At 73.2% G+C, this 24766-nt stretch carries 22 protein-coding genes and 3 pseudogenes; 11 read left to right on the top strand and 14 right to left on the bottom strand.

Going from position 1 to position 24766, the window contains the following annotated elements:
* Nucleotides 1-203: 203 nt before the first annotated feature.
* Entirely contained in the window at nt 204-1211 is a 1008-nt protein-coding gene (locus ACZ4O3_RS02135; protein WP_362724131.1) for a hydroxyacid dehydrogenase, read from the bottom strand.
* A gap of 136 nt (nt 1212-1347) precedes the next feature.
* Here ACZ4O3_RS02135 and ACZ4O3_RS02130 point away from each other — a divergent pair, with 136 nt between their 5' ends.
* From ACZ4O3_RS02130 to ACZ4O3_RS02115, 4 genes and pseudogenes are all read left to right on the top strand, one after another.
* Complete coding sequence (locus ACZ4O3_RS02130) at nt 1348-2601, top strand: FAD-binding protein (RefSeq protein WP_384993456.1); 1254 nt, start codon at nt 1348-1350, stop codon at nt 2599-2601.
* Between the two features lie 109 nt (nt 2602-2710).
* Complete coding sequence (locus ACZ4O3_RS02125) at nt 2711-3946, top strand: ROK family transcriptional regulator (RefSeq protein WP_467720836.1); 1236 nt, start codon at nt 2711-2713, stop codon at nt 3944-3946.
* A 140-nt stretch (nt 3947-4086) separates the two neighbouring features.
* Nucleotides 4087-4386, top strand: a pseudogene (locus ACZ4O3_RS02120) (ATP-binding cassette domain-containing protein); the annotation flags it as partial.
* Nucleotides 4384-4572, top strand: a pseudogene (locus ACZ4O3_RS02115) (ABC-2 family transporter protein); the annotation flags it as partial. The pseudogenes ACZ4O3_RS02120 and ACZ4O3_RS02115, both read left to right, overlap by 3 nt.
* 16 nt (nt 4573-4588) lie before the next feature.
* On the opposite strand, the gene ACZ4O3_RS02110 reads toward ACZ4O3_RS02115, so the two are convergent.
* The 4 genes from ACZ4O3_RS02110 to ACZ4O3_RS02095 all read right to left on the bottom strand — a co-directional run bounded on the left by ACZ4O3_RS02110 (nt 4589) and on the right by ACZ4O3_RS02095 (nt 8699).
* A complete protein-coding gene (locus tag ACZ4O3_RS02110; protein ID WP_467720835.1) occupies nt 4589-4867 on the bottom strand; it encodes a hypothetical protein in 279 nt (92 codons plus the stop codon).
* Between the two features lie 83 nt (nt 4868-4950).
* Nucleotides 4951-6648 (bottom strand): DUF2264 domain-containing protein, encoded by a 1698-nt coding sequence (locus tag ACZ4O3_RS02105; RefSeq protein WP_467720834.1) that lies wholly within the window; start codon nt 6646-6648, stop codon nt 4951-4953.
* A 220-nt stretch (nt 6649-6868) separates the two neighbouring features.
* Entirely contained in the window at nt 6869-7207 is a 339-nt protein-coding gene (locus ACZ4O3_RS02100) for a VOC family protein (RefSeq protein WP_467721001.1), read from the bottom strand.
* A gap of 274 nt (nt 7208-7481) precedes the next feature.
* Nucleotides 7482-8699: an ABC transporter permease gene (locus ACZ4O3_RS02095; protein ID WP_467720833.1), complete on the bottom strand. Its 1218-nt coding sequence runs from the start codon at nt 8697-8699 to the stop codon at nt 7482-7484.
* A gap of 120 nt (nt 8700-8819) precedes the next feature.
* Between ACZ4O3_RS02095 and ACZ4O3_RS02090 the strand changes: the two genes are divergently transcribed.
* Nucleotides 8820-9455, top strand: a complete 636-nt coding sequence (locus ACZ4O3_RS02090) for a TetR/AcrR family transcriptional regulator (protein ID WP_384993433.1) — start codon at nt 8820-8822, stop codon at nt 9453-9455.
* Between the two features lie 72 nt (nt 9456-9527).
* Here ACZ4O3_RS02090 and ACZ4O3_RS02085 read toward each other — a convergent pair.
* Nucleotides 9528-10457: pseudogene (locus ACZ4O3_RS02085) on the bottom strand (lysylphosphatidylglycerol synthase transmembrane domain-containing protein); the annotation flags it as partial.
* A gap of 286 nt (nt 10458-10743) precedes the next feature.
* The gene (locus ACZ4O3_RS02080) at nt 10744-11640 is read right to left on the bottom strand and encodes an RNA polymerase sigma-70 factor (RefSeq protein WP_362728449.1); all 897 of its coding nucleotides are present in this window, start codon (nt 11638-11640) and stop codon (nt 10744-10746) included.
* 289 nt (nt 11641-11929) lie between these two features.
* On the opposite strand from ACZ4O3_RS02080, the gene ACZ4O3_RS02075 reads away from it, so the two are divergent.
* Both ACZ4O3_RS02075 and mmuM read left to right on the top strand, forming a co-directional pair.
* Nucleotides 11930-14434 (top strand): SpoIIE family protein phosphatase, encoded by a 2505-nt coding sequence (locus ACZ4O3_RS02075; protein WP_467720832.1) that lies wholly within the window; start codon nt 11930-11932, stop codon nt 14432-14434.
* A 59-nt stretch (nt 14435-14493) separates the two neighbouring features.
* The gene (gene mmuM / locus ACZ4O3_RS02070) at nt 14494-15429 is read left to right on the top strand and encodes a homocysteine S-methyltransferase (RefSeq protein ID WP_467720831.1); all 936 of its coding nucleotides are present in this window, start codon (nt 14494-14496) and stop codon (nt 15427-15429) included.
* A gap of 34 nt (nt 15430-15463) precedes the next feature.
* On the opposite strand, the gene ACZ4O3_RS02065 is transcribed toward mmuM, so the two are convergent.
* Nucleotides 15464-17020, bottom strand: a complete 1557-nt coding sequence (locus ACZ4O3_RS02065) for a carboxylesterase/lipase family protein (RefSeq protein ID WP_467720830.1) — start codon at nt 17018-17020, stop codon at nt 15464-15466.
* A gap of 163 nt (nt 17021-17183) precedes the next feature.
* Between ACZ4O3_RS02065 and ACZ4O3_RS02060 the strand changes: the two genes are divergently transcribed.
* Nucleotides 17184-17324, top strand: a complete 141-nt coding sequence (locus ACZ4O3_RS02060) for a hypothetical protein (protein ID WP_362732905.1) — start codon at nt 17184-17186, stop codon at nt 17322-17324.
* A gap of 79 nt (nt 17325-17403) precedes the next feature.
* Here the strand turns inward: ACZ4O3_RS02060 and ACZ4O3_RS02055 are convergent, their stop codons facing one another.
* From ACZ4O3_RS02055 to ACZ4O3_RS02040, 4 genes are all read right to left on the bottom strand, one after another.
* Nucleotides 17404-17649 carry a hypothetical protein gene (locus ACZ4O3_RS02055; protein ID WP_467720829.1) on the bottom strand — a complete coding sequence of 82 codons (246 nt, stop codon included), beginning with the start codon at nt 17647-17649 and terminating at the stop codon, nt 17404-17406.
* Nucleotides 17646-18512: an isocitrate lyase/PEP mutase family protein gene (locus tag ACZ4O3_RS02050; protein ID WP_384993414.1), complete on the bottom strand. Its 867-nt coding sequence runs from the start codon at nt 18510-18512 to the stop codon at nt 17646-17648. The genes ACZ4O3_RS02055 and ACZ4O3_RS02050 overlap by 4 nt, the downstream gene beginning before the upstream one ends.
* A gap of 159 nt (nt 18513-18671) precedes the next feature.
* Nucleotides 18672-19322, bottom strand: coding sequence for a ThuA domain-containing protein (locus tag ACZ4O3_RS02045; protein ID WP_362731869.1), 651 nt, complete (start codon nt 19320-19322; stop codon nt 18672-18674).
* Between the two features lie 31 nt (nt 19323-19353).
* Complete coding sequence (locus ACZ4O3_RS02040; RefSeq protein ID WP_467720828.1) at nt 19354-19896, bottom strand: membrane lipoprotein; 543 nt, start codon at nt 19894-19896, stop codon at nt 19354-19356.
* A 98-nt stretch (nt 19897-19994) separates the two neighbouring features.
* Here ACZ4O3_RS02040 and ACZ4O3_RS02035 point away from each other — a divergent pair, with 98 nt between their 5' ends.
* Together ACZ4O3_RS02035 and ACZ4O3_RS02030 are read left to right on the top strand one after the other, a co-directional pair.
* Nucleotides 19995-20627 (top strand): VOC family protein, encoded by a 633-nt coding sequence (locus ACZ4O3_RS02035; RefSeq protein WP_467720827.1) that lies wholly within the window; start codon nt 19995-19997, stop codon nt 20625-20627.
* 51 nt (nt 20628-20678) lie between these two features.
* On the top strand, nt 20679-21122 hold the full coding sequence (locus ACZ4O3_RS02030) for a VOC family protein (protein WP_467720826.1): 444 nt from the start codon (nt 20679-20681) through the stop codon (nt 21120-21122).
* Here ACZ4O3_RS02030 and ACZ4O3_RS02025 read toward each other — a convergent pair.
* Together ACZ4O3_RS02025 and ACZ4O3_RS02020 are read right to left on the bottom strand one after the other, a co-directional pair.
* Complete coding sequence (locus tag ACZ4O3_RS02025; RefSeq protein ID WP_467720825.1) at nt 21063-21737, bottom strand: helix-turn-helix transcriptional regulator; 675 nt, start codon at nt 21735-21737, stop codon at nt 21063-21065. The genes ACZ4O3_RS02030 and ACZ4O3_RS02025 overlap by 60 nt on opposite strands.
* Nucleotides 21738-21761: 24 nt before the next feature.
* Nucleotides 21762-22907, bottom strand: coding sequence for a YihY/virulence factor BrkB family protein (locus ACZ4O3_RS02020; RefSeq protein ID WP_384993398.1), 1146 nt, complete (start codon nt 22905-22907; stop codon nt 21762-21764).
* A 151-nt stretch (nt 22908-23058) separates the two neighbouring features.
* Between ACZ4O3_RS02020 and ACZ4O3_RS02015 the strand changes: the two genes are divergently transcribed.
* Nucleotides 23059-24702: an acyl-CoA dehydrogenase family protein gene (locus tag ACZ4O3_RS02015; RefSeq protein ID WP_467720824.1), complete on the top strand. Its 1644-nt coding sequence runs from the start codon at nt 23059-23061 to the stop codon at nt 24700-24702.
* Nucleotides 24703-24766: the final 64 nt, after the last annotated feature.

Raw genomic sequence — 24766 nt, 5'->3', positions numbered from 1 at the left:
GACTCCTCACGGTATGCCCCCGCTCGTTCGCCGGCCGTGCCGGGTCCCCTCACGCCGTGCGATTCATACCGGTTGACGCCGTTTCGTCCGTCCTCTCGGCCGGCGGTGAGCGCGGGGTGGACGTCCCGGCCCGCTGCCCGGGTCCGCCACGCCACCGCCCGACCCCCTTCGCCAGGTCTGAGGGGCACCCCGTGAGACGGCCGTCACGCCGCCCGTTCGAGGATCGAGGGGTCGACCCCGTAGCGCAGTCCGTCGCCGGCCGTCAGGCGTTCGGCCTCCGTCACGACGGTGAGGCCGAGCCGCGCCAGCTCGTTGCCCTGCGAGCCGGCCAGGTGCGGGGTGAGGAAGGCGTTGGGGAGGTCGAACAGCGGGGAGTCCGCGGGCAGCGGCTCGGGGTCGGTGACGTCGAGGATCGCGGTCAGGCGGCCGGCGCGCAGCTGCCCGGCCAGGGCGTCGTGGTCGACCAGCGAGCCCCGCGCCGTGTTGATCAGCACCGACCCGTCCGGCATCAGGGCGAGCTCGCGGGCACCCACCAGACGGTGGGTCTCCGGGGTCTGCGGTGCGTGCACGGTGACGATGTCCGAGGTGCGCAGCAGCTCGTCCAGCGGCAGCAGCGGCACGCCGAGCCGGGCGGCCTCCGCCTCGTCCACGTACGGGTCGGCGAGGCTCACCACCAGGTCGTGGGGGCGCAGGAGCTCGATGAGGCGGCGGCCGATGCGGGAGGCGCCGACGACGCCGACACGGCGGTGGTAGTTGCCGATGCCGGGGACGATGCCGCCGTAGGGGTGGCCGCGCCGGCTGCGGAGCAGGTCGCGGGAGGCGAAGACGTCCTTTCCGGCCAGGAGGATCATCGCGAGGGTGTATTCGGCGACGGGCAGCGCGTTGGCGGCGGCCGCCGAGGAGACGAGGATGCCGCGCCGCCAGACCTCGGGCGTGGTGAAGCCCTTGACCGAGCCGGCCGCGTGCAGCACCGCGCGCAGTGCGGGCATGGCGTCCAGGGCGGCCGTGTCCAGGGTCGGGCAGCCCCAGCCGGTGACGAGGACCTCGGCGCGGGCGAGCGCCGCCCGGGCCCGGGGGTCGGCGAAGTCGTCGACCACCGCGGTGGGATCGATGTCCACGCACGCACGCAGTCGCGCGAGCACCTCCGGGGGGAAAACGTGCGGAATGTTCTCGGCTGTCATGGCGAACACGGCTGGGAGACGCTCGGGCAAGGAAGGGGCCTTCCGGCTCGGTGACGCGCGGACAGCAACCGGTCTCCACCGTAGATCTCCGCGAATGAGAGGGTCAACGCACACGCACTCCCCCGAAGGACGGGAGGCGGCGTACGACAGAGATGGAACGATCGCGATGACGGATCCGGCGCAGACGGTCACCAACTGGGCGCGCAACATCACGTACACGGCCAAGGAATTCCACCGCCCGGACTCGCTCGACGCGCTCCGGTCGCTGGTGGCGGGCCGTGCGCGGGTGCGGGTGCTGGGCAGCGGACACTCCTTCAACCGCATCGCCGACCCGGGTCCGCAGGGTCTGCTGGTCTCGATCGCCGGGCTGCCACCGGTGATCGAGGTGGACACGGCGGCCCGCACCGTCCGGGTCGCGGGCGGAGTGCGGTACGCCGAACTGGCCCGGACGGTGGACGCGTACGGCCTGGCGCTGCCCAACATGGCCTCGCTGCCGCACATCTCGGTGGCCGGTTCGGTGGCCACCGGGACCCACGGCTCCGGCGTGACCAACGGGTCGCTCGCGGCGCCCGTGCGCGAGGTGGAGCTGGTCCTCGCCGACGGCGAATCGATCTCGATCGCCCGCGGCGACGCCCGTTTCGAGGGTGCCGTCACCTCGCTGGGCGCGCTCGGGGTGGTCACCGCGCTCACCCTCGACCTGGAGCCGGCCTACCGGGTCGCGCAGACGGTGTACGTCGGACTTCCACTGGCCGGGCTGGACTTCACGGCCGTGTCCGGGGCCGGTTACAGCGTGAGTCTGTTCACCGACTGGCGGGAGCCCGGCTTCAGGCAGGTGTGGGTGAAGCGGCGCACCGACCGGCCGGCCGTCGACTTCGGCTGGGCCGCGCCCGCGACGGAGGCGATGCACCCGGTGCCGGGGATGCCGGCGGGCAACTGCACCGAGCAGTTCGGGGTGCCCGGGCCCTGGCACGAGCGGCTGCCGCACTTCAGGGCGGAGTTCACACCGAGCAGCGGGGACGAGCTCCAGTCGGAGTACCTGCTGCCGAGGTCGACGGCCGTCGAGGCGCTGCACGCGGTCGACGCCGTCCGGCAGTCGGTCTCCCCCGCACTGCTGACCAGCGAGGTGCGGACCATCGCCGCCGATCCGCAGTGGCTCAGCCCCGCCCACGACCGGGACTCCGTCGCCCTGCACTTCACCTGGGTCGACGACCTGGCGGCCGTACTGCCCGCGGTGGGCCTGCTGGAGGAGGTGCTGGCGCCGTTCGAGCCGCGTCCGCACTGGGGCAAGGTGCACAGCGTCCCCGGTGAGGTGCTCCGCGACCGCTACCCCCGGCTCGCCGACTTCCGCGCACTGGCCCGGACCCTGGACCCGGACGGGAAGTTCGCCAATCCCTTCGTCCGCGACGCGCTGGCTCTGTGACGCGGCCGCGACGCGCCGGCGCTGCCGCGGAGCCGATGCCACCGACTTAATAAAGCCCTTTTCCTAATACCTTGTCGAAAGCCCGCCGCAGCCCATAGCCTTGCGCCGTGTGAAGCACACATCACGGGACATCCGTACCGCGAACCGCTACGAGGTGCTGCGGCACATCATCGCCGAGTCTCCCACCTCCCGGCAGGAGTTGGCGTCCGTCACCGGGCTGAGTCTGGCCACGGTCGCCACCCTCGTCGGCGAACTGCTCGACCTGCGGATGATCACGGAGGTCGGCTTCGAGGACTCGGCGGGCGGCAGGCCCCGGGGGCTGGTGGCGGTCAACGCCTCCGGGGGCGCGCTGATCGGCGTCGACATCGCGGAGACGTACGTCCACGTCGAGCTGTTCGACCTCGCGCTGAACGTGCTGGCCCGGGCCGAGGAGGACCTGCGGCCCGGCGAGCACCGTCCCGAGCAGGTGGTCGGCCATGTCGCCGTCGCCGTCGGCTCGGTGGTCGCCCAGGCCGGGGTGGAGGGCGCGCGGGTGCTGGGGGTCGGAGTGAGCGCGCCCGGGCAGGTGGACCGGCACACCGGCATCGCCGAGTACGCGCCCAACTGGGACTGGCACGACGTGCCGTTGCTCGGCCTGCTCTCCGAACACATCGCCTACCCGCTTCACCTGGACAATCCGCTGCGCGCCTGCGCGGTGGCCGAGCAGTGGTTCGGGGCGGCGCGCGGCCGCGGCGACACGGTGGTGGTGAACCTGGGCACCGGGGTCGGCGCCGGGCTCGCGCTCGGCGGCGAGCTGCACCGGGGGGTCAGCAACAGCGCCGGGGAGTGGGGGCACACCACGCTCGTCCTGGACGGGCGGCCCTGCCACTGCGGCAACCACGGCTGCGTGGAGACCTATGCCGGCGCGCCCGGCATCATGCTGAACCTGCGCGAGTCGAGCCCGGACAGTCCGCTGCTGCACCCCGACGACCAGACGGCCACGATCGAGGCGCTGGCCCGGGCGGTGGCCGACGGTGACCCGGTCGCGGTCCGGGTGGTGCGCGACACCGCCCGATACATCGGCGCCGGGGTCGCCAACCTGGTCAACCTGCTCAACCCCGAACTGGTCGTGCTCAGCAGCTGGGTCGCCCGCAGGCTCGGTGAACCGCTGCTCGACGAGGTCCGCGAGGCCGTCCGGCTCCATGCGCTCGGACGGCCGTTCGCCGCCACCGAGATCGTCCTGTCCCCCATCCCCACCGACCCGGTCTGCCTGGGCGCGGCCACCTTCGCGCTGGAGGGGGCGCTGCGGTCCGTGGGACAACGGGGCGGGACGCGCGCGGGCCGTACCGCGTCCGCCTCCCGGTGATCGATCAGTCCAACCCGCCGCTCCTTTAATCCATTGCCGGGCCCCTCGGCGCCCTGCGACCGTCGTTGCGTATCCGCGGCCGGTCGGCCTACCGAACCGGCCGGCCGTACGTCGCGCACGGAACGAGGGAGTCACCCAGCGTGGCCGCAAGCATCGAGGTCCGCGGTCTGTCCCGCACCTTCCACACCACCGTCCGGCGCCCGGGTCTCTCCGGCGCCCTGCGGTCCCTGGTCAACCCCGAGCGCGTCGAGAAGCACGCGGTCTCCGACATCACCTTCGACGTCGCCCCCGGCGAACTCCTCGCCCTGCTCGGCCCGAACGGCGCGGGCAAGTCGACCACCATCAAGATGCTCACCGGCATCCTCACCCCGAGCTCCGGCCACGCCCGGGTCGCCGGCGTGGTGCCGTACCAGGAGCGGGAGCGCAACGCCCGCAACATCACCTACGGCCTCCCCCTCGCCTTCGTCGCCTACTTCCCGGCCGCGGTCCTCACCGGGCACGGCCACGCGACGGGCGTCCCCTACTGGCTGGCGGCCGGATCCCCGCTCCTCGGCCTGCTCGCCTACCTGGCGTCCCGCGGGCTGTGGCGGTGGGCGCTCGGCCACTACACGGGGGTGAACGGCTGACCGGCCGGCGGGACGGTCAGCCGAGCAGGACCTCCCCGGCCCGGTCCGCGAAGCCGGCCGGGTGCTGCACGGTGCCCAGGTGCCCGCCGGGGATCTCGGCGAAGGCGGCGCCGGTGTGCCGGGCGACGGACTCGGCCGTGTCGTGGAGCAGTTGGCCGCGGGAGTCGGTTCCGGCGGCCACCGTGAGACGGGGCAGGCCGGTCCGCGGCCGGTAGGCGGTGAACGGGCGCAGGACGTGGTCGAGGAAGACCGCGAAGGGCGTCGGTTCACCGGCGGCCGGACGGCCGTGCTCCAACTGCCCGATCAGCTCGGCCCGCAGCCGCTCCCCGTCGGGCAGCAGCGTGACGCGCCGCCCCGCGTCCGGCCGTCCGGCCGGGCTCAGTCCCGCGCGATGTGCTCCACAGCCACTCCGTCGTCCTGCCAGCGGACCCGCAGTCCCGGCCCGCCGGCCCACAGCACGGTCACCTCACGCTCCCCTTCGGCGTGTACGGTCACCGTCTCCCCCAACCGCGCGGCGTTCGCCGTTCCGGTGAGCCGGCTCAGCGCGACGAACAGGGTCGCGCCCTCGCCCGTGACCCCGCTCAGCGTCTCGTCGAGGCCGACGGCGGGCAGCAGTTCGGCCCGGAGCCCCTCCGGTGCGGCCCAGCCGGTCACCCGCACCGGCGTCCCCGGCGCCGCCCCGGCCACCAGGAAGGCCCGCACCTCCGCGGCCCCGCGCACGAGTACGACGCTCGTCACCCGGGCGCCCGAGCCGGCCGTGTGCCGCGAGGCCGCCCACTCCTCGCCGACGCCCAGCGGCTCGATGTCGGTCCGGCCCGGATCGCCGCCGACGATCACACTGTTGTCGTTCGACGCCGAGGGCTGTGTCACGGTCGAGTAGCCGAGCCGGGTGTAGTACGGGTCGTAGCGGACGTCCTCGCTGCCGTGGTTGTGCAGGCGCACGATCCCGTCCGAACTCGTGGACTGGAGGAGCCAGTTGGCCGGCGCGATCGGCGTGACCGCGTCCGTACGCTCGGCCGGCCCCGGTTCCTCCACCGCCGTCCACACGTCGTGCTCCGCGGGGAGCAGCAGGCCGAGGAAGCCCTTGCTCGCCCAGTACGGGGAGGCGGGGCCCGAATATCCCTGGAGGACGGCGCGGTCGGGGCCGTGCCAGCCGAGAGTCAGCAGCCCGTGGGCGTCCACCGCGCCGCGGTCCAGGAAGTACCTGAGCGCGCCGGAGGCCAGCCGCCGGGTCTCCCCGGGGGGCAGGGGCGTGCGTCCGGTGAGGGCGCCCAGCCAGAGCGGGGCCGTGGCCGCGAAGCGGTAGGTCAGTGAGCGGCCCTGGTGCATGGGGGCACCGTCGCCGCCGAACAGCCGGGCGTAGTCCGCGAGATGGCGTTCCAGACGGCCGCCGTACAGGTCGAGGAGTTTCTCGTCGCCGGCCAGCCAGGCGTGCAGCACCGGGTAGAGGTGCATCGCCCAGCCGTTGTAGTAGTCGTACTTGCGGCCGTCGCCGTCGGTGTACCAGCCGTCGCCGGCGTACCACTCCTCGATACGGGCCAGGCCGTGGTCGACCGCCCGGTGCGCGGCCTCCGTCTCGTGGCCGACCTCGGCGAGGAACCCGCCGACCGTCACCGGGAACAGCTCCCAGTTGCAGGGCCAGGGTTCGGCGGTGAGCGCGTCGGCGAGCCAGACCGCGGCGCGCTGACGCACCGCGTCGTCGAGACGGTCCCACAGCAGCGGGCGGGTCAGCCGCAGGGCGAGGGCGACGGAGGCCGCCTCGACCAGCGGCTGGCTCCGGTCCTCGACGCGCGGCCAGCCGCCCGCCACGCCGGCCGCGAGTCCGTCCGCGTACCGCTGGAGCACGGTCTCGTCCCGGCGGAAAGCGGCGAGGAGCAGGGTGCGCGCGTAGCCCTCCAGGCCGTCGGAGAGCCGTCCCGACCAGCTCGGGTGGTCGCCGGGCAGGTGGTACAGGGCGCGGTCCGGGGTTGCGTACGGCTCCACGGCGGCGAGCAGGGCGTCGGCCGCGGCCTCCCAGTGCGTGCGGGTGTAGCCGGTGCGCGGGCTGGGACCGCGGTCCCCGGGAGGCATCTGCATCGGTGCCCTTCCTCGCTCGTGCCGAACCTCGTACCGGACCCCGCGCCGGACCGCCCGCCGTTCAAGACCTGGGGCGCCCCGGTTCCGGTCGGGACGCCCCAGGGGCTCGTGCCACCCGCACGGTGCCCCGCGGGACCAGGTGCCGGGCGAGCAGTTCGTAGGAGGTGTGCGTGTCGTCCTTCTTCACGTCGTACAGGTGGAGCCGCGGCGGCCGAGCGGATCACCTCAGGATGATTGACGCCGAGCCCGTTGACCAGAAGCGCGATGCCGTTGTCTCCGGATTCGCGCGGTAGGCCGCCTCGTCGCTCGTCCTGGCGTTGTACGCGGGATGGATCAGGACCTGCCCGAAAGGGTGACCCGCCGGATCGAGCAGGGCACGGACGTGGTCCCGCGGCTGGTGCGCGCCCGGTGTCGCGCCCAGGGCGACGGCGTCGGCCACCGCCAGGTCCAGGTCGTCCATCTGGAAGTCCAAGCGCATCGTCGTGCGCTGCTCACCGTGCACCGGCGGCCAGGCCGGCGGTGCACGGTGACCGGCGGCCTCCTGGAACACGATGTGCACGGCTCCCTGCGGCGGGGCCACCACCGCCGTCCCGGGCTCCTCGTGACGATCGGCCGCTCCAGCAGCTCGGCGCAGAAGCGGGCCAGGGCGGCCGCGTCCGGCGCTTCGACGGCGGTTCCCACCGCATCGCGTCCACCCGAGATCACATGCCGCCCGGCCTTGTCCCGGCCCTGCCCCAGAACCCCTGGGGCCCCGAGGCCGCGCCCCCGGGCGCCCGGGGCCACGAGGCCGCTGCCGGGCGGGGCCGCGGCGCCCGCGCCCCCTCAGCGCCGGGTCAGGCGCCCGCGGCGTGCCGGGCGTGCGAGTGCGCGCGCATTCCGACGCTCACCGGCGCGGACGGGTCCTCGACGGACGGCGGCACCAGGGGGGCCGGGGCATCGAGAGCCGGGCCCTTCGGACCCGCCGTCCTGCTCTCGCCGGTGACGGGGCCCCGCTCCAGGGGGTAGGCATAGTGACCGAACAGGACGGCCGTCAGCCCCAGCAGGCTCCACAGAACGAGGACGGCCACGTGGCCCGCACTGTCGCTGCCGTCGAAGTAGGCCGTACCGCGCACGAGGCTCGCGCCGGCACCCGGCGGCAGCCACTGGCCGATGACATGGGCCGCCCTGGGCAGCAGCTCCGGTGCGGACGTGCTGCCCGCGAACGGATTGCCGACGAAGACCATGAGCGCCGCGCTCGGCGCGAGCCCCCCTGACCCCACCAGCGTGACCATCCCGGCGGTGGTGGCGCTCATGGCGAGGATGGTGAGCGCCAGGGAAGCCCAGGTCGCCAGGTGGTCGTGCGGCAGGGCGCCGAGATACCCCTGGGCGATCACGTAGACGCCGAGGGCCGCCGCTCCGCTCACCACGACCAGGGACAAGGCACGCACCACGGGTCGCAGCCGCAGTGCCAGCACGACGACCAGGGCGATGACGATGCTGCAGATGGTCATCGGGAGAAGCGACGCACTGAAGACCACGCCCCGGGGGTCGTCCGCCGAGATCCGGACGACATCCACGGTCTTCACCTTCACCGGCGCCGGCGTGCCGGCAGCAGCCGCGGCCTTGCCGCCCTTCGCGTCGGCGGTCTTGGTGCGGGCCGACTTGGCGTGGGGGGACTTGGCGTGCGCGGACGCGTCGTGGGCGGCCGCGGCAGCACGCTCCGCGGCCGCCCTGGACGCCCGGGCGGCCAGCTGCACACCCGTCTTGTCCAGCAGCTGGGCGACCGTCGGGCTCGCGGCGGTGGACTCCAGCACGGTGAGGCTGCCGGGAGTCACGGCGAAGGCACCGTAGATGTCCCGCTCCCTGATGGCCGCACGCGCCGACGCCTTGTCGGGGTAGAGACGGAAGTCGAAGGCCCCCGGCTCGCCGTGGGCCAGCCCCTCCACCACCCCCTGGCTCGCCGTACTCGTGCCGACGATCCCCACCGGCAGGTCGCGCGGGGCGATGCGCGCCGCGGGCCAGGCATAGGCCAGCACTGCCACTGAGATCACCAGCGGCAGCGCCACTGCCATGATGGCCAGACGACGCCATGACTGATTTCCCGCCAACGGGGACTTCACGATCCCGCCTCCAAAAACGAATGATCATTCTCTGGCGAGCCAGTCTGCTAGGCTCAGCGATCCCGAGTCAAGATGAACATTCGTTTTTCTTTGGAGGATGCCCCCATGCCGAAGGTGTCCCAGGAGTACATGGACGCTCGCCGTGCCCAGATTCTGGACGCGGCCCGGCGGTGCTTCCTGCGCGACGGATTCCACTCGACGTCGATGCAGGACCTGTTCGCGGAGTCCGGGCTCTCGGCGGGCGCGGTCTACCGGCACTTCGCGAGCAAGGACGAGATGATCCTCGCCATCGCCGAGGAGAACATGCGCGACGTCCTGGCACTGGTCCACACGGTCGCCACGACCCGGCCCGCCGGTTCCGTGGGGGCCGTCCTCGCGGAGGTCCTCGACCTCCTGACGTCCCGGTCCGCGGCACAGGACACCTCACGGCTCGCCGTGCTGGCCTGGTCGGAGGCCCTGCGCAATCCCGCGCTGGCCCGGCAGTTCAGCACTCTGCTGGCCCAGATGCGCTCCGACCTCGCGGAGGTCGTGCGAGAGCACCAGGAGAGCGGCGCCCTGCCCGGCGAGGTGACCGCCGAGAAGATCGCCGGTGCGCTGGTCTGCCTGCTGCCCGGCTACATCCTCCACATGGCCGTGCTGGACCCCGCGCTCATGGCCGGGGTGAGCGAAGCCGTGCGGGCCCTGTGGCCGGAGCAGGCCACCCCCTGATCCGTCCCGCCGGCGGGCCAGCAGGACCGACCACCCGGCCACGCCGATCAGCCCCGGGTTGAGGGTCCGGTAGAGAAGGTCGGCGGCCGTGGCGTCGGCCATCGGCATTCCGCCGCGATGCAGGGTCAGCACCAGAGCCGCGTCCAGCGGTCCGAGCCCCGCGGGCAACAGGGGCAGCGCCGACATGGCCGTCATCGCGGCCACGTAGGCGAGCAGCACCTCGCCCGGAGCCGGCGCGCGGCCCACCGCATGGCACACGGCGAGCACGCACACGAGGTCGCCGACCCAGTTGACCAGGGCGGCGCCGAGCCCCAGGACCCAGAAGCGCGGCGGAGGCCGCAGGGCGGCCAGCTCTCCCAGCAGGCCGTCGGCCGACGTCTGCCGGCCCTCGCCGCGCCGCAGCCTCCGCCACGCCCGGAGCAGGGCGCCCACCGGACGGCGCAGCACACCGGCATGCCGGACGAGGACGAGCGCGACGGCGATGCCGCCACCGGCCGCCGCCACCTGAACGGCCGCCCCGGTGAGCCGGGCGCCGTCCCCCGCCAGCAGCGCGCCGAACCCCCCGAGCATGACGAGCGTGACCGTGCCCAGCACCCCGGTGACCGCGTGGGTGAAGCCGATCAGCGGCACGCCGGCGCCCCAGGCACGCATGCGCCGCGTCCGGTAGGCGACCGACACCAGGCTGCCGCCCGGCAGCGTCGCGCTGAGGGCGTTTCCCGCGAACACGGCGGAAGCCGCGGCACGCAGTCCCACCCGCAGCCCGCCCACCCCGAGGGCCAGGCGCTGCAGACGGGCGAAGGCCGCCATCGACATCACCTCCGCGGCGACGGCCGGCAGGAACCAGGCAGGCCGAGCGTGGGCCAGCCGCCCCGCCGCACGGCACGCGTAGGGCGCGGCGAGCGCCAGCTCGACACCGAGCAACAGCACGACGGCGCCCGTGACGAGCGCGACGCGGGACCGGGCGTGCGACCACACCGGCCCCCTGGCCCGCACCGAGCCCATGCCGCCACCCTCCCTTATCCGGAATGATCATTCTGTTTTCGTGCTCCATCCTGCGGGTTCCGACGAGACGGGTCAAGATGAACATTCGTTTTCCTTGACCGGATGCTCGGTCAGGGCTTGTAAAAAAGAACTGTTCGTTTTATTTTCGGAAGGCAGGCGTCAAGGGACGGCCGCCTGCGGTCCGCCCCCCCGTGCAGTGATGGGGGGGCGGATGGCCCCGCCCTCCCGCGAGCGGTCCTAGCGGAGACCGCCGCGGGGCGGGGCCCTTTCGCTCGGGCGCCGGCACTCAGGCGGTCATGGCGGCGAGTTTCGCCGGGTTCATCATGACCATCACCCGGTCGATGCCGTCCGGGGTGACGCTCACCGTGAGGACGGCGAACACGGCGCCGTCGCGGGACAGACTCACCGCCGGCCTGCCGTTCGCCTCGGCCGGCTCCACCGTGACGCCGACCCAGAAGCGGTCCGCGAACGCGTGGTAGTACTTCGCCACGCGATGACGGCCCACCACCGGGAACTTGGACGCCCGCACGACGCCTCCGCCGTCCGAGTACGAGACGACGTCCTCCGTGAACAGCCGCTCCAGCACGGCCACTTCCCCTTCCTGGGCGGCGGCCACGAACGCCGTCAGGAACCTCTGGTGGTCCGCGGCCGGGACACCGGCCCGCTTCTCCGCGGCCAGGTGCTTGCGCGCGCGGCTCACGAGTTGGCGGGCATTGGCGTTGGTCTGGCCGATGACCTCCGCGATCTGCTCGTACGGATAGTCGAACGCCTCCCGGAGGACGTAGGCCGCGCGTTCGGTGGGGGTGAGCTTCTCCAGCAGCATCAGCACCGCGACCTCCAGCGCCTCCGTGTTCTCGGCACCCAGCGCCGGGTCGCCGCTGGTGTCGACCGGCTCCGGAAGCCACGGCCCGACGTACGCCTGCCGACGGACCCTCGCCGACTGCAGCACATTGATCGCGAGTCTGGTCACGGTCGTCGTGAGGAACGCCCGTGGGCTGTCCACCCTGGACCGGTCGTAGGTCTGCCAGCGGATCCAGGCCTCCTGAAGGACGTCCTCCGCCTCAGCGACGCTGCCGAGCATCCGGTAGGCGATCCCGAACATGGCGCCGCGAGCGTCCTGGAAGACCGCCTCCGCCTCCCGGAGGTCCTCGGAGCCGTCCGGTGGGTTGCTGTTCGTCGGCATCGCGCAGATTCCTTGCTGGTCGACAAGTTCCCCGGCATCCCCGGCGATGGATATGTCCTTTACATAGCTTTATGCGCCACTCCCTCCCCCGCAAGGAGTCAAGGCACCGGCGCACGCTTCCCCCGAATCCGGCCGAGTGACGCTGTCACACATCGGAGTGGAGCCCGGTCTAGAGACAAAACCACGCAAACGACACCGAACCGGCGTTCGCATCTGCGTCTGGATCCGGGACCGGAGACAAGGCACGAACAGCGTCCCTCCGCCCCATTCACCTAAGGACAAGAGCTCGATGCGCAGCACTCACACGGCGACACTCGACAGGCAGCCGACCACCCACGAGATGTCCGACTCCGCCATCGCGATGGTCGACGAGCAGGGGACGGTGCTCGGCTGGACCCAGGCCGCCGAGCGGCTCGTCGGATACCCCGCCGGGGACATGGTGGGCCGGTCCGCCGCCCTGGTGGTGCCGTCCTTCGAGGAGGCGCCGACGATATCGGCGTTCGTCGAACGATGCCGTGCCCGCAAGGGCTGGTCGGGCACGACGGCGGTACGCCACCGGGACGGCCGGCAGCTCACCGTCAGCCTGCGGATCTCGATGCTGCGGGGGCAGGACGGAGCCGTCCGGTGGCTGGTGTCCGTGACCGACGTCCGCAAGCTCTCCCGCCAAGCCACGAACGGATCGGTGCGGGAATCGCTCCTCACCCGCTCACCGATCGGCATCGTCGTCCGCGACTCGCAGCTGCGCTGCACCTGGGTCAACGACACGATGGAGAGCCACGACGGCGTCTCCCCCGAGCAACGGCTCGGACGGCGGTCCACCCACACGCTGCCCGCGGCCAAGGCCAGGGCGTTCGAGGCGGCGATGCGGCAGACCCTGCGCACCGGCACACCCGGCGTCCACGAGTTCCGCAGGCGGCTGTCGGCGAGTCCACGCCGGGAGCACATCCTCATGGCTTCCTTCTTCTGCCTCCAGGACGCCGAAGGGCGGCCCGTCGGGGTGTGCACGATCAGTGTCGACGTCACCGAGAGCCGCCGGGCGCAGGAGCGCCTCGCGATCCTCAGTGAGGCCGGCACCCGTCTTGGCAGCACCATGGACGTGATGCGGACCAGCCAGGAACTGGCCGATCTCGCGGTACCCCTGTTCGCCGACTACGCCGTCGTCGACCTGGAGCACTCGGTCCCGACGGGAGAAGGGCCCGCCGTCCGTATCGGCCCGACGGGCGAGCGCCTCCCCGTCTTCCTGCGCGCCGGGCTGGCCTCGATCCGCCAGGGGGTCCCGGAATCCCCGTGGGAGCGCGGCGAGGCGGTCCCCGTGCCGCCCGCCGCGCCGTTCACCGACGTCCTGCGCACCGGGAGATCCCACCTGGAGCCGGTCCTGGACACCGCTCCGGGCACCTGGCCCGACCAGGACCCGGTACGGGCGCGGAAGATCCACGAGAACGGCATGCACTCGCTGATGGTCGTCCCCATTCGCGCGAGGGGTGTGCTGCTGGGAATGGCGCTGTTCATCCGCACCGAGGACCCGGCGCCGTTCCAGGAGAACGACCTGCTGCTCGCCGAGGAGCTCGTCAGCCGCGCGGCGCTGTCCCTGGACAACGCCCGACTGTACGCCCGCGAACACGCGACGGCCCTCGCGCTCCAGTGCAACCTGCTCCCGCAGCGTCTGCGGGGCGGCACGGCGGTCCAGGTGGCCTCCCGCTATCTGCCCGCCGACCTGGACATCGGCGTCGGGGGCGACTGGTTCGACGTGATCCCGCTGTCCGGCGCGCGGGTCGCCCTCGTCGTCGGCGACGTGGTCGGCCACGGCATCAACGCGACCGCCGCCATGGGCCGGCTCCGCACCGCCGTACACATGCTCGCCGAGATGGAGCTGCCGCCCGACGAGCTGCTGACCCGCCTCGACGACACGCTGGAGCGGCTGGGCGAGGACGTCGGGGACATCCCGGACCAGCTGGCCGCCGTGATGGGCGCCACCTGTCTGTACGCCGTCTACGACCCGGCCACCCGCAGGTGCACCATGGCCGGGGCCGGGCACCCTCCGCCCGCGATCGTCGACCCGCAGGGCCGGGTCACCTTCCCCGACCTTCCCACCGGCACCCCGCTCGGCGTCGGGCTGGGGACCCCCTTCGAGGCCGTGGAGCTGGAGCTGCCCGAGGGAAGTCTCCTCGCCCTGTACACCGACGGCCTGATCGAGACCCGCGACCACGACATCGAGGCGGGGATGAACCACCTGGGCGCCGTGCTGTCGGAACCGGCGCGCTCCCTGGAGGACCTCTGCGACCGCGCGATGGAGACCCTCCCGGGCCCGGCACCGTCCGACGACGTCACCCTGCTCCTGGTGCGCACCCTCTCACTCGGTCCCGCCCAGGTCGCCTCGTGGACGCTGCCGGGTGACCGGACCGCGGTCCGCAGCGCCCGCCGCCTGACCGCCGGTCAGCTGGCCGAATGGGGCCTGGAAAGCCTTGAGGACTCCACGGAACTGATCGTCAGTGAACTGGTCACCAACGCCGTCCGCCACAGCAGCGGCCCCATCGGACTGCGACTGATCCAGCACCAGGTCCTGACCTGTGAGGTCTTCGACACCACCGACTGCCTCCCGCGTCTGCACCGCGCACGCACCACCGACGAGAACGGCCGCGGCCTGTTTCTGGTGGCCCAGTTGTCGCGCCGGTGGGACTCCCGCCCGGAGTCCGGCGGCAAGGTCGTCTGGTCCGAACAGGACCTCGGCCGGCCCTCGACGGTCCGCCCGCAGGGCCGGCCGGCGGGCGGCGCGTGTGCGGCCCGGGCGTGGTGACCGGGACCGGGAGGCGGACACCGTCGGCCGCTCGCTGCCGGGTCGGCTAGCGTCGGGGCATGGACAGCGACGACTCCCCCGGCATCGCCGACGCCCTCGCCGCCGGGACGGTCGTGCTCGACGGCGGTATGTCCAACCAGCTGGCGTCCTCCGGACACGACCTGAGCGACGCGCTGTGGTCGGCACGGCTGCTGGCCGACCGGCCCGACGCGGTGGGCGACGCGCACCTCGCGTACTTCGGGGCAGGCGCGGACGTCGCGATCACCGCCAGTTACCAGGCCACGTTCGAGGGGTTCGCGGAGCGCGGGATCGCTCACGAGGAGGCCGCCCGGCTGCTCGCGCTGAGCGTGCGGCTGGGCCGGGACGCGGTTCGGCGGGCGCGGGCCGAGGGGATCGTACGGCCGTTGTGGGTGGCCGCCTCGGTCGGGCCGTACGGGGCGATGCTCGCGGACGGCTCCGAGTACCGCGGGCGGTACGGGCTGAGCGTCGGGGAGCTGGAGCGGTTCCACCGGCCCCGCCTGGAGGTGCTGGCCGGGGCCGGGCCGGATGTGCTCGCGCTGGAGACCGTGCCCGACGCCGAGGAGGCGGCGGCCTTGCTGCGGGCGGTGCGCGGGCTGGGGGTGCCGGCCTGGCTGTCGTACAGCGTGGCGGGTGGGCGGACTCGGGCGGGACAGCCGCTGGCGGAGGCGTTCGCCCTGGCCGCCGACGCGGACGAGGTGATCGCGGTGGGGGTGAACTGCTGTGCGCCCGAGGACGTGGACCGTGCGGTGGAGGTGGCGGCGCGGGTGACCGGGAAGCCGGTGGTGGTCTACCCCAACAGCGGGGAGGTGTGGGACGCGGCGGCGCGGACGTGGACGGGACGGTCGACGTTCGCGGCGGATCAGGTCGCGGGGTGGCGGGCCGCGGGGGCCCGGTTGATCGGGGGCTGCTGCCGGGTGGGACCGGAGGCGATCGCCGGGATCGCCCGGGCGGTCCGGGGCCCGCAGGACCGCTGACCACCGCGCGCTGGTCCCCGCGCGGCCGCGGGGCTCAGCGGCGGCGTACCGCGGCCACCGAGCGGCGCAGCCGGCGTACGGCCGTGGCCGGTTCGGCGGTCCGCTCGGACCGCGGCACCGCACCCGGTGTCCAGAGGGCGAACTCACGGTCCCGGGGACCGGACACCGTGCGGGGCTCACCGTCGCCGAGGACACGGACCGGATGGGTGTCGTCCCAGGACCGCCAGCCGGGGTCCCCGGTGGCGGCGAACCGCACCCAGGCGCCGTGCGTCTCGTCGGCCAGCCGCTGCGGGGCGCCCTCACCGGCCAGCCGGGCCGCGTCGGGCCCGTCCCCGGTGTCGAACACGAAGCCCAGCTCCAGGGCGTGGCAGGCGCCGAGCCGGGGGCGGTTGGAGGGCCAGGCGAACTCGTAGAGGTACGACGAGCCCGGCCGGGCCTCGGCCAGCCGGTGCAGCGGACGGCGGAGCAGGTGGTCGGTGACCATCTGGCCGACGGTCTCGGCGGTGCCGGCCTCGGGGTGCAGGAGGCGGTAGCCGCGGGGCACCTCGTGGCCGGCGTGGCAGCGGGCCATGGCACCGGCCAGGGCGACCGGGCCGAGCCGGTCGACGTGGTCGAGCAGGCCGCCGGGGACCAGCCAGAGCCGGTACTCGTCGCGGGTCCAGCCCATGAGGAGGTCCACGCCGTGGGCCGCTTCGCCGTCGAGGAGGGCCTCCAGGGGGTCGCGCGGGACGAGGTCGCCGTCGACGACGATCCCGAAGGCGGGGCCGCCCAGGACCGGGCTGCTCAGCCGGCCGACCTCGGCCTGGGTGCGCAGCAGCAGCTCGCGGTCGACCTCGGCGAAGGCCTGGGCGGTGGCGGGGACACGCAGCCGGTTGGCCATCCGGCGGACCATGCGCCGCACCTTGTCGCGCTCCGCGGCCTCGGGCGGGCCGCTCTGCAGCACGGCCCGGCGGATCAGCCCCTGGGCCTGGGGCGCGGCCAGCAGGGCGCCGGCGCTGATGGCTCCCGCCGACTGGCCGCAGAGGGTGATGCGGTCGGGGTCGCCGCCGAACCCGGCGACGGTGGCGTGGACCCAGCGCAGGGCGGCGAGCTGGTCGCGCAGGCCGGGGTTCGGCGGGGTGTCGGGGAACAGGCCGTACCCCTCGACCCCCAGCCGGTAGTTGACGGAGACGAAGACCACGCCGTCACGGGCGAACGCGTGGCCGTCGTACACGGGTACGGCGGACGATCCCCGGGTCAGGGCGCCGCCGTGCAGCCAGACCAGGACCGGGAGCCGGGCGCCGGGGCCCGGCTCCGGGGTCCACACGTTGAGGTTGAGGCAGTCGTCGCCGGGGATCACCGGGTCGGACAGATACTCCGCGAACGCCTCCGAGTACGGCGGTTTGGGTGCCGTCGGCCCGAAGTCACCCGCGTCCCGGACGCCGTCCCAGGGCTCGGGCGGCACGGGCGGACGGAACCGGTGCGCCCCGAAGGGCGGGGCGGCGTAGGGGATGCCGCGGAACACCGCGACCCCGTGTTCCCACCTGCCGCGGACCGCCCCGTACGGGGTGCCGGCCACGGGTCCCGTCGGGTCCGTCCGGTCTGCCGTCATCCGCCCACCAGCTCCTCCCGCCGCACGCCACGACACCGGTTGGAAAAGAGCACCACATCCAGTTCCAGTATTCCGCCGTACACGGCGTCCCGGCGGATACCCGCGGCTACTTGGCGTACCGCGGGCGGCCGGCCGCTTCCCGGCTCGAGATCGTTTTCTGTGCATGAATCCGACCTTGCGCGCCCCGGCGGCCTGTGCCCCGGCCGAGCACCACGCCACGGTGGCCGCCCCGGACGAGCGGCACGACCCGAAGGAGGACGTGGAGTTGGACGACGAGGGCCGCCCGGACACGAACGAGGAGTGAGCCGGAACACCCCGTCAAGAGCGGTGGGCAACCGCGCGCCCCGTCACGACGGACGCGCGGTTGCCCACCGGCCGGTCATTCAGTCGTCGTCGCTCTGAGGCAGCTCACCGCGCAGCGCCTGGATCGCCTCCACGGCGCTCCCGTCGTGGTCGCTGCCGGCCGTGCCCCGCCCGGCCTGGACGTTCGCCGTACGGTCCACCTCCAGGATGGAGTCGGCGTTGGAGTTGTCGATCACGGTGATCAGGCTCCCGGCCGCGTGCCCGGGGACCGCGGCGGCGCCGAGCAGCGCCGCCGCCACCGCCACCGCCGTCGGCAACCGCGTCACACGCCCACGCCCTCGGGCTCCTCGAGCCGCTCCCGGGCGATGTTGCGTTCCAGCAGGGAGGTGGACGCCTTGACCCCTACGCCACCGGCCGCGTCCACCGCGGGCAGCCGGCCGTCCGCCGCCCTGAGTCGGCCCAGCGCGCTCTCCATGGCCTCGTGCGCGGCGAACAGACAGGGGGTGGAGTAGATGGCGACGTCGACGCCGAGCTCGTCCAGTTCGGTGAGCGAGAGCCGGGGTGACTTGCCGCCGCCGATCTGGTTGAAGAGCAGCGGCTTGTCGCCGACGACCTTGCGGATGCGGCGGATCCACTCCTCGCTGCGGACCCCGTCGACGAGGATCACGTCCGCGTCGGTGGCGGCCAGCCGCTCCGCGCGGTGCAGGATGTCGTGCTCGTCGGTGGCGTCCGTGCGGGCCACCACCACCAGGTCCTGGCGGGTCTCCAGGACCTTCTCCAGCTTGTCCAGGTACTCCTCCAGGGGCAGCACCTGCTTGCCGTCGGCGTGCCCGCAGCGGCGCGGCCGCTTCTGGTCCTCCAGGATCACCCCGGAGGCGCCGATCCGCTCCAGCCCTTCCACGACGTGGCAGGCCACCTCGGGGTCGACGTACCCGTCGTCGATGTCGACGAGGAGGTGGTGGTGCGGGAACGCACCCCGCAGCCGCTGGACGAAGGCCACCATGTCGGGCCAGGCGATGAATCCGATGTCCGGCAGGCCGTAGTACGAGGCGGCGAAGCCGAAGCCCGAGACGAACATCCCGTCGTAGTGCTTGGCTGCGATCGACGCCGAGTACATGTCGTACACGCCGATCAGCGGGGTGGTCCCCGGCCCGGCGATCTGCTCGCGCAGCTTCTTCCCGTAAGTCAAGGTCCGGCTCCTCCTGTGGGTGGGTGGCGCGGCGGCTCCGTGACCTCCGCGTCTCGACAGCCCTTTGCCAAGACAAGAGCATCTCTAGATACGCACGTGACTATCTGTGTGCGCGAGCTTTACTCACCCCAATGGTGGATCGAGTTCACCGGAGAAACGTCACTGGCCGAGCCGAGCGGCCCAGGCGAGCCCCCCGTGCAGATGGGTCAGGAAGCCGGGATCCCGGTAGGCCTCGGGGGCATGGCCGAGTGCCGTGAAGAACACCCGTCCGGCCCCCTGCTCGCGGCACCAGGCCAGTGGATGGTCGTCCCCCATGGTGCCGCCGTCGTACGACGACTCGTCGGCGCGCAGCAGCACCCGTACCCGGCCGCGCGGGTTGTCCCTGAAGTCGTACCACTCGTCGGTGAAGTCCCAGACCGCGGGGAGCCGCCGGGTCGCGGGATGGCCGTGGTCCTCGACGAGCACCCGGCCGGGCTGGTACTCCGGATGGCGGTCGAAGCGGGCGCCGAGGAGTTCGCCGTAGTACGGCCAGCCGTACTCGGTACAGGCCGCCGCGTGCACGCCGGCGAAACCGCCGCCCGCCTCGACGTGGGCGGCCAGCCGGTCGCGGCCCCGCGGTGTCAGGATCTCGCCGCTGGTGGAGAGGAAGACGACGGCCGCGTACCCGTCCAGCGGCTGCTCCAGGGCGGCCGGGTCCTCGGTGGCGTCGACGTCGAAGTCGGTGAACTCCCGTACGGCGGCGACGGCGTCGGGGATCGAGTCGTGGCGGTAGCCGGTGGTACGGGTGCACACGAGCAGTCGAGGGGCCATGACCGCATGGTCGCCCATGGCCGCCGGCGGTTCAAAGGCCGGGCGTCGGAACGCTGTTGTCGGGCGCGCCGTCGCCGTTGGACGGCAGATCGCCCCGCTGCACCGGCTGGTCGTCGGTGAAGGCCGGGTCGGGCGTGGGCAGCAGGGTGTCGAGCTCGCCGGCGGTGGGCCGGCGGACCGCGCGCACGGCCTTGGCGAGTACGGCGCCGGAGACGCCGCCCTCGCCTTCGAGCCACACCACACAGTCCTTCTCCTTCACCTCGTACTTGTGCTGCCCTGCGTAGCGCAGGTGGTCGGTGTAGAGGTGGATGACGGCGCCGGTCTCGTCCGTGTACGCGGCGGAGAAGCCGTCCGCGCCCTGCACCCCGACGGACTGCCGGGCGAGCGTGAACCCCGGGGCCCCGGTGACGTACACCAAGTCCGGGTTCATACCCGACGCCTTCGCCCTGGCGGCGAGTTCGGCCGGGTCGGCGGGCGAGCGGGAGGCGCCGGGGTCCGCCTTCTCGGTACCGCATCCGCTGAGCAGGGCGGCGGCCAGGAGCAGGGTCGGCAGGACGCGCACGGCACGGATCATGCGCCCATCGTGCCGCACGGGTGTGCCACGGGCACCCGGTTTTCCCGGTCGCCCCGCCACCTGTCCGCCCCCGCCGGACAGGCCCTAGGCTCGCCTCGATGAACGCCACCCCGCCCCTCCTCGACCACCTGGTGCTCGCGACCCCCGACCTCGCCGCGACGGTCGCCGACTTCGCGCGGCGGACGGGTGTGGCGCCGGTGCCCGGCGGTGCCCATCCGGACCTCGGCACCCGCAACCATCTGGTGTCGCTGGGCGGCACCGGCTACCTGGAGATCATCGGCCCGGACCCGGAGCAGTCCGTACCGCCAGGCGCCCGCCCCTTCGGCGTCGACGGACTCACCACGGCCCGCACGGTGACCTGGGCGATCAGCCCGCCGGACCTGGACGGGGCGGTCGCGGCCGCACGGGCCCGGGGCTACGACCCCGGCACCCCGCGTCCGATGAGCCGCCGGCGCCCCGACGGCACACTCCTCGAGTGGCGTCTGACCGACAGCACCACCGCGCATCCCTCGGGCCTGGTGCCGTTCCTGATCGACTGGGGTTCCTCGCTCCACCCGACGGCCTCCGGGCTGCCGGTCACTCCGCTGCTCGCGCTCTCCGCGACCGTCCCCGACCCCGCGCGGGTCCGCCCTCTGCTGAGGGCCCTGGGCACGGACCTGGTCCTGACCGAGGGACCGGTGGCGTTCTCCTTCACCGTCGACACCCCGCGGGGGGCCGTGATCTTCTCCTGAGTGTCCGATTCCTTCAAGACCGGCGCCACGGCCCGTGCCTACGGTGACGTCATGACTCCACGATTCGCCGTGATCGGCCTGGTCGTCTCCGACCTGGCCGCCTCCCTCGCCTTCTACCGTCGCCTGGGCCTGGAATTCCCGCCCGGCGCCGAGGAACAGCCGCACGTCGAGGCCGAGTTGCCCGGCGGCCTCGTCGTCGCCCTGGACACCGAGGAGACGGTCCGCTCCTTCCACCCGGCCTGGCGCCCGCCGGCCGGCGGCGGCCGGGTCGGGCTCGCCTTCCGCTGCGGATCACCGGCCGAGGTGGACGCGGCCTACGAGGACCTCGTCGGCGCCGGCCACCACGGCGAGCTCAAGCCGTGGGACGCCTTCTGGGGCCAGCGGTACGCCACCGTGCACGACCCCGACGGCAACGGCGTCGACCTGTTCGCCCCGCTACCCGCCGAGCAGCCCGGTCACCGGCAGTCCGGCCAACTCCCTCACCTCGCGGGATAGGTGAGGCTGATCGGCGTACCCGGCCCGGACCGCCGTCTCCGCGAGCGGCACCCCGCTCCGGGCGAGCGAGAGGGCGCGCTGCATCCGGAGCACCCGGGCGAGCGTCTTGGGACCGTAGCCGAACGCGTCGCGACTGCGCCGGTGCAACTGGCGGGCACCCAGGCCGAGCTCGTCGGCGACGGCGGCCACAGGACGCCCCGCGTCCAGCGCCTCGACGAGCCGCTTCAGCAACGGGTCGGCCGGCACGTCCCGTTCCAGGGCGATCCGCTCCAGCGCGGCGGCGGGGTCGGCGGCGGCACCGACGCGGTCGCGCAGCCGTCGTACCACCGCGGGCGGCCACAGGTCGGTCAGCTCCACGCGCCGGTCGAGCAGTTCGTGCGCCGGGACGCCGAGGACGGCGGGCGCGGTGCCCGGGTGGAAACGGAGGCCCACCCACACGCCCCGGGCGCCCTCGGTGACGTACGCGCGCGTGTCGGGCCCGGCGACCAGCAGCCGCCCCTCGTGCCAGAGCAGATCCATGCACCCGTCGGGCAGTACCCGCCCGGCTCCGCCCTCGCCGGGTCTGTTCACCCAGACGACGGCACCGGGAAGCCGGGACACCCGCTCCTTGTACACGTACGCCAGCCCAGACGCGCCCGTTCAGCTGCCGTCAGGCTTGCGCGGCGGATGGCTGCTCTTCACATGCGTACGCAACCGCGCCGTGACGTCCTCCGGCGGCAGGAACCGGGACCAGCGCTCGGGGAACTCCGACGGCATGTCGGGGTCGTCGGGGTCCCCCGGGTCCGCGTCCCGGGCCGCGGCCGCGCGGGCGACGTACTCGGCGACCTGGACCTCCCGCAGCCGCTCGTTGGCGGCGCGCGCCGCGGCGGTGGCCGCGGCCGGCCACACCCGGTCGATGGCGGCGTTCATCGCCGCGCCCACCAGCACGGCGAAGGCGGACACACCGATCCACAGGAGCACGGCGACGGACGCGGCGAGCGAGCCGTAGATCGTCGCGCCCTCGACGGTGTTGGTCAGGTAGATGCGCAGCAGGAAGCTGCCGAGGACCCACATGGCCAGGGCCACCAGGGCGCCCGGCACGTCCTCGATCCACGGCGAGCGCACCGGCACGGAGACGTGGTACAGCGTGGTCAGGAAGACGATGGACAGCACGATCACGACCGGCCAGTACAGGACCTGTACGACCGTCTCCGACCACGGCACGATCCGGACCACCGCGTCCGGCCCGGCCACCATCAGCGGCAGCGCCACCGAGCCGATCAGCAGGGCCGCGACGAACAGCAGGAAGGAGACCACCCGGGTCTTCACGATGCCCCGGACGCCGTCGAGACCGTACATCACGGTGATCGTGTCGATGAAGACGTTCACCGCGCGCGAGCCCGACCACAGGGCGAACAGGAAGCCGATGGAGATCACGTCGGGGCGGCCGCCCCGCATCACGTCGTGCAGGATCGGCTCGGCGATCTCCCGGACGCCCTTGTCGGACAGGACGGTCCGGGAGGCGTCCAGGAGGTTGGCCTCCAGGCTGGCGATGGTGTCGGCACCGGTCCAGTCGTCGACGTAGCCGAGCAGGCCGATGAGGCTGAGCAGCAGCGGCGGCACGGACAGCAGCGTGAAGAAGGCGGCCTCGGCGGCGAGGCCGAGGATGCGGTACTCCATGCAGGAATTGACGGTGTCCTTGACCAGCAGCCAGGCCGTCCTGCGCTTGGAGACGTTCCGGTAGAGGGCCCTGGCCCGGTGGAGCCGGCCGGAGGGCCGCTCGGGGGTATCGCTTGCTGGCTGCACGCCCTAACGGTATCCGCCGTCCGGCGCGGTACTCATCTTCCGGGGGTCCCCGAGCGATCTTCCGGACCCCACGGGATCTTGCGCGGCGATCGGGGGTACCCCTGTGTCACGCTGGAGACCACCGCCGTCGCCCCCGGTTAGGTTCGCAGACATGGCAGGCACCACCACCCATACCGTGACCAACCAGCCGCCCCCGCTGGTCGGATACGACCTCTTCGCCGCCGACCACGCCCTCGTCGAGGCGGTGGCCCGGCACACCGCCCCGGAACTGCTCGACGAGGTGCGCGCCGAGCTGTCGTCGATCGGCGTCTCGGCCGGTTCGGCGCAGGTCCAGGAGTGGGGGGCGCAGGCCAACGAGCACCCGCCGCGACTGCGCACCCACGACCGCTACGGCCACCGCGTCGACGAGGTCGAGTTCCATCCCGCCTGGCACCGGCTGCTCGGCAAAGGCGTGGGAGCGGGTCTGACCACGGGCTGGGTACGGCCGTCCGGGCACGTCCGGCGGGCGGCCGCCTTCCTGGTCTGGACCCAGGCCGAGGCCGGGAACTGCTGCCCGCTGTCGATGACGAACGCGGCGGTGCCCGCGCTGCGCGCCGACCCGGAGCTGGCCGCCGTATGGGAACCGCTGCTGACGTCCGTGATCTACGACCGTGAGCTGCGGCCGGCCGCGCGGAAGGCCGGCGCCCTCTTCGGCATGGGCATGACGGAGAAACAGGGCGGCAGCGACGTACGCGCGAACACGACCGTCGCCGCCCCGCTGGCCGAGTCCGGGACGTACACGCTCACCGGGCACAAGTGGTTCTGCTCGGCACCGATGTCGGACGGCTTCCTGGTGCTGGCCCAGGCACCGGACGGACTGACCTGTTTCCTGGTGCCGCGCGTGCTGGCGGACGGCACCCGCAACGTCTTCCTCCTCCAGCGGCTCAAGGACAAGCTCGGCAACCGGTCGAACGCGTCGGGCGAGGTGGAGTTCGACCGCACCTGGGCGCGGCGGGTGGGTGAGGAGGGGCACGGGGTGCGGACCATCATCGAGATGGTCGCCGCGACCCGGCTCGACTGTGTGGTGGGCTCGGCGGGGCTGATGCGGCAGGCGGTGGCCCAGGCCGTGCACCACTGCACGCACCGCGAGGCGTTCGGCGGCAAGCTCGCCGACAAGCCGCTGATGCGCAACGTCCTGGCCGACCTCGCGATCGAGTCGGAGGCCGCGACGGCGCTCGCACTCAGGCTGGCCGCCGCCTACGACGACGACGGCGAGGCCGAACGCGCCCTGCTGCGGCTGGCGCTGCCGGCCGCCAAGTACTGGGTGACCAAGCGCTGTGCGCCGGTCGCCGTGGAGGCCGCCGAGTGCCTGGGCGGCAACGGCTACGCGGAGGAGTCGGGGCTGCCCCGGCTGGTGCGCGAGTCACCGCTGAACTCGGTCTGGGAGGGCGCGGGAAACATCCAGGCCCTGGACGTCCTGAGGGCGTTGCAACGCGAGCCGGGGGCGCTGGACGCCTACCTCCAGGAGATCGGCCGGGCGCACGGCGCCGACCACCGGCTGGACCGCGCGGTCAAGGACCTCTTCTCCGAACTGGCCGACCTGGAGGGCATGGAGGCCCGGTCCAGACGCCTCGTGGAACGCCTGGCGACGGTGCTCCAGGGCTCCCTGCTGGTCCGATTCGCACCCCCGGAGGTGGCAGACGCCTTCTGCGCGTCACGACTGGCCAACGACTGGGGTTCCTCCTTCGGCACCCTGCCCAAGGGCCTGGACCTGACGGCCGTGGTGGACCGGGCCCGGGCAGGCGTCCCGGCCTGAGGCGCACGGGGGTGGTGCTGCGCCGACACGGCACCACCCCCGCTCCTTCGGCCCATGTCAGGCC

The organism is Streptomyces sp. NPDC026515 (genome assembly GCF_055567595.1).
This window is presented reverse-complemented; position numbering and strand designations above follow the sequence as displayed.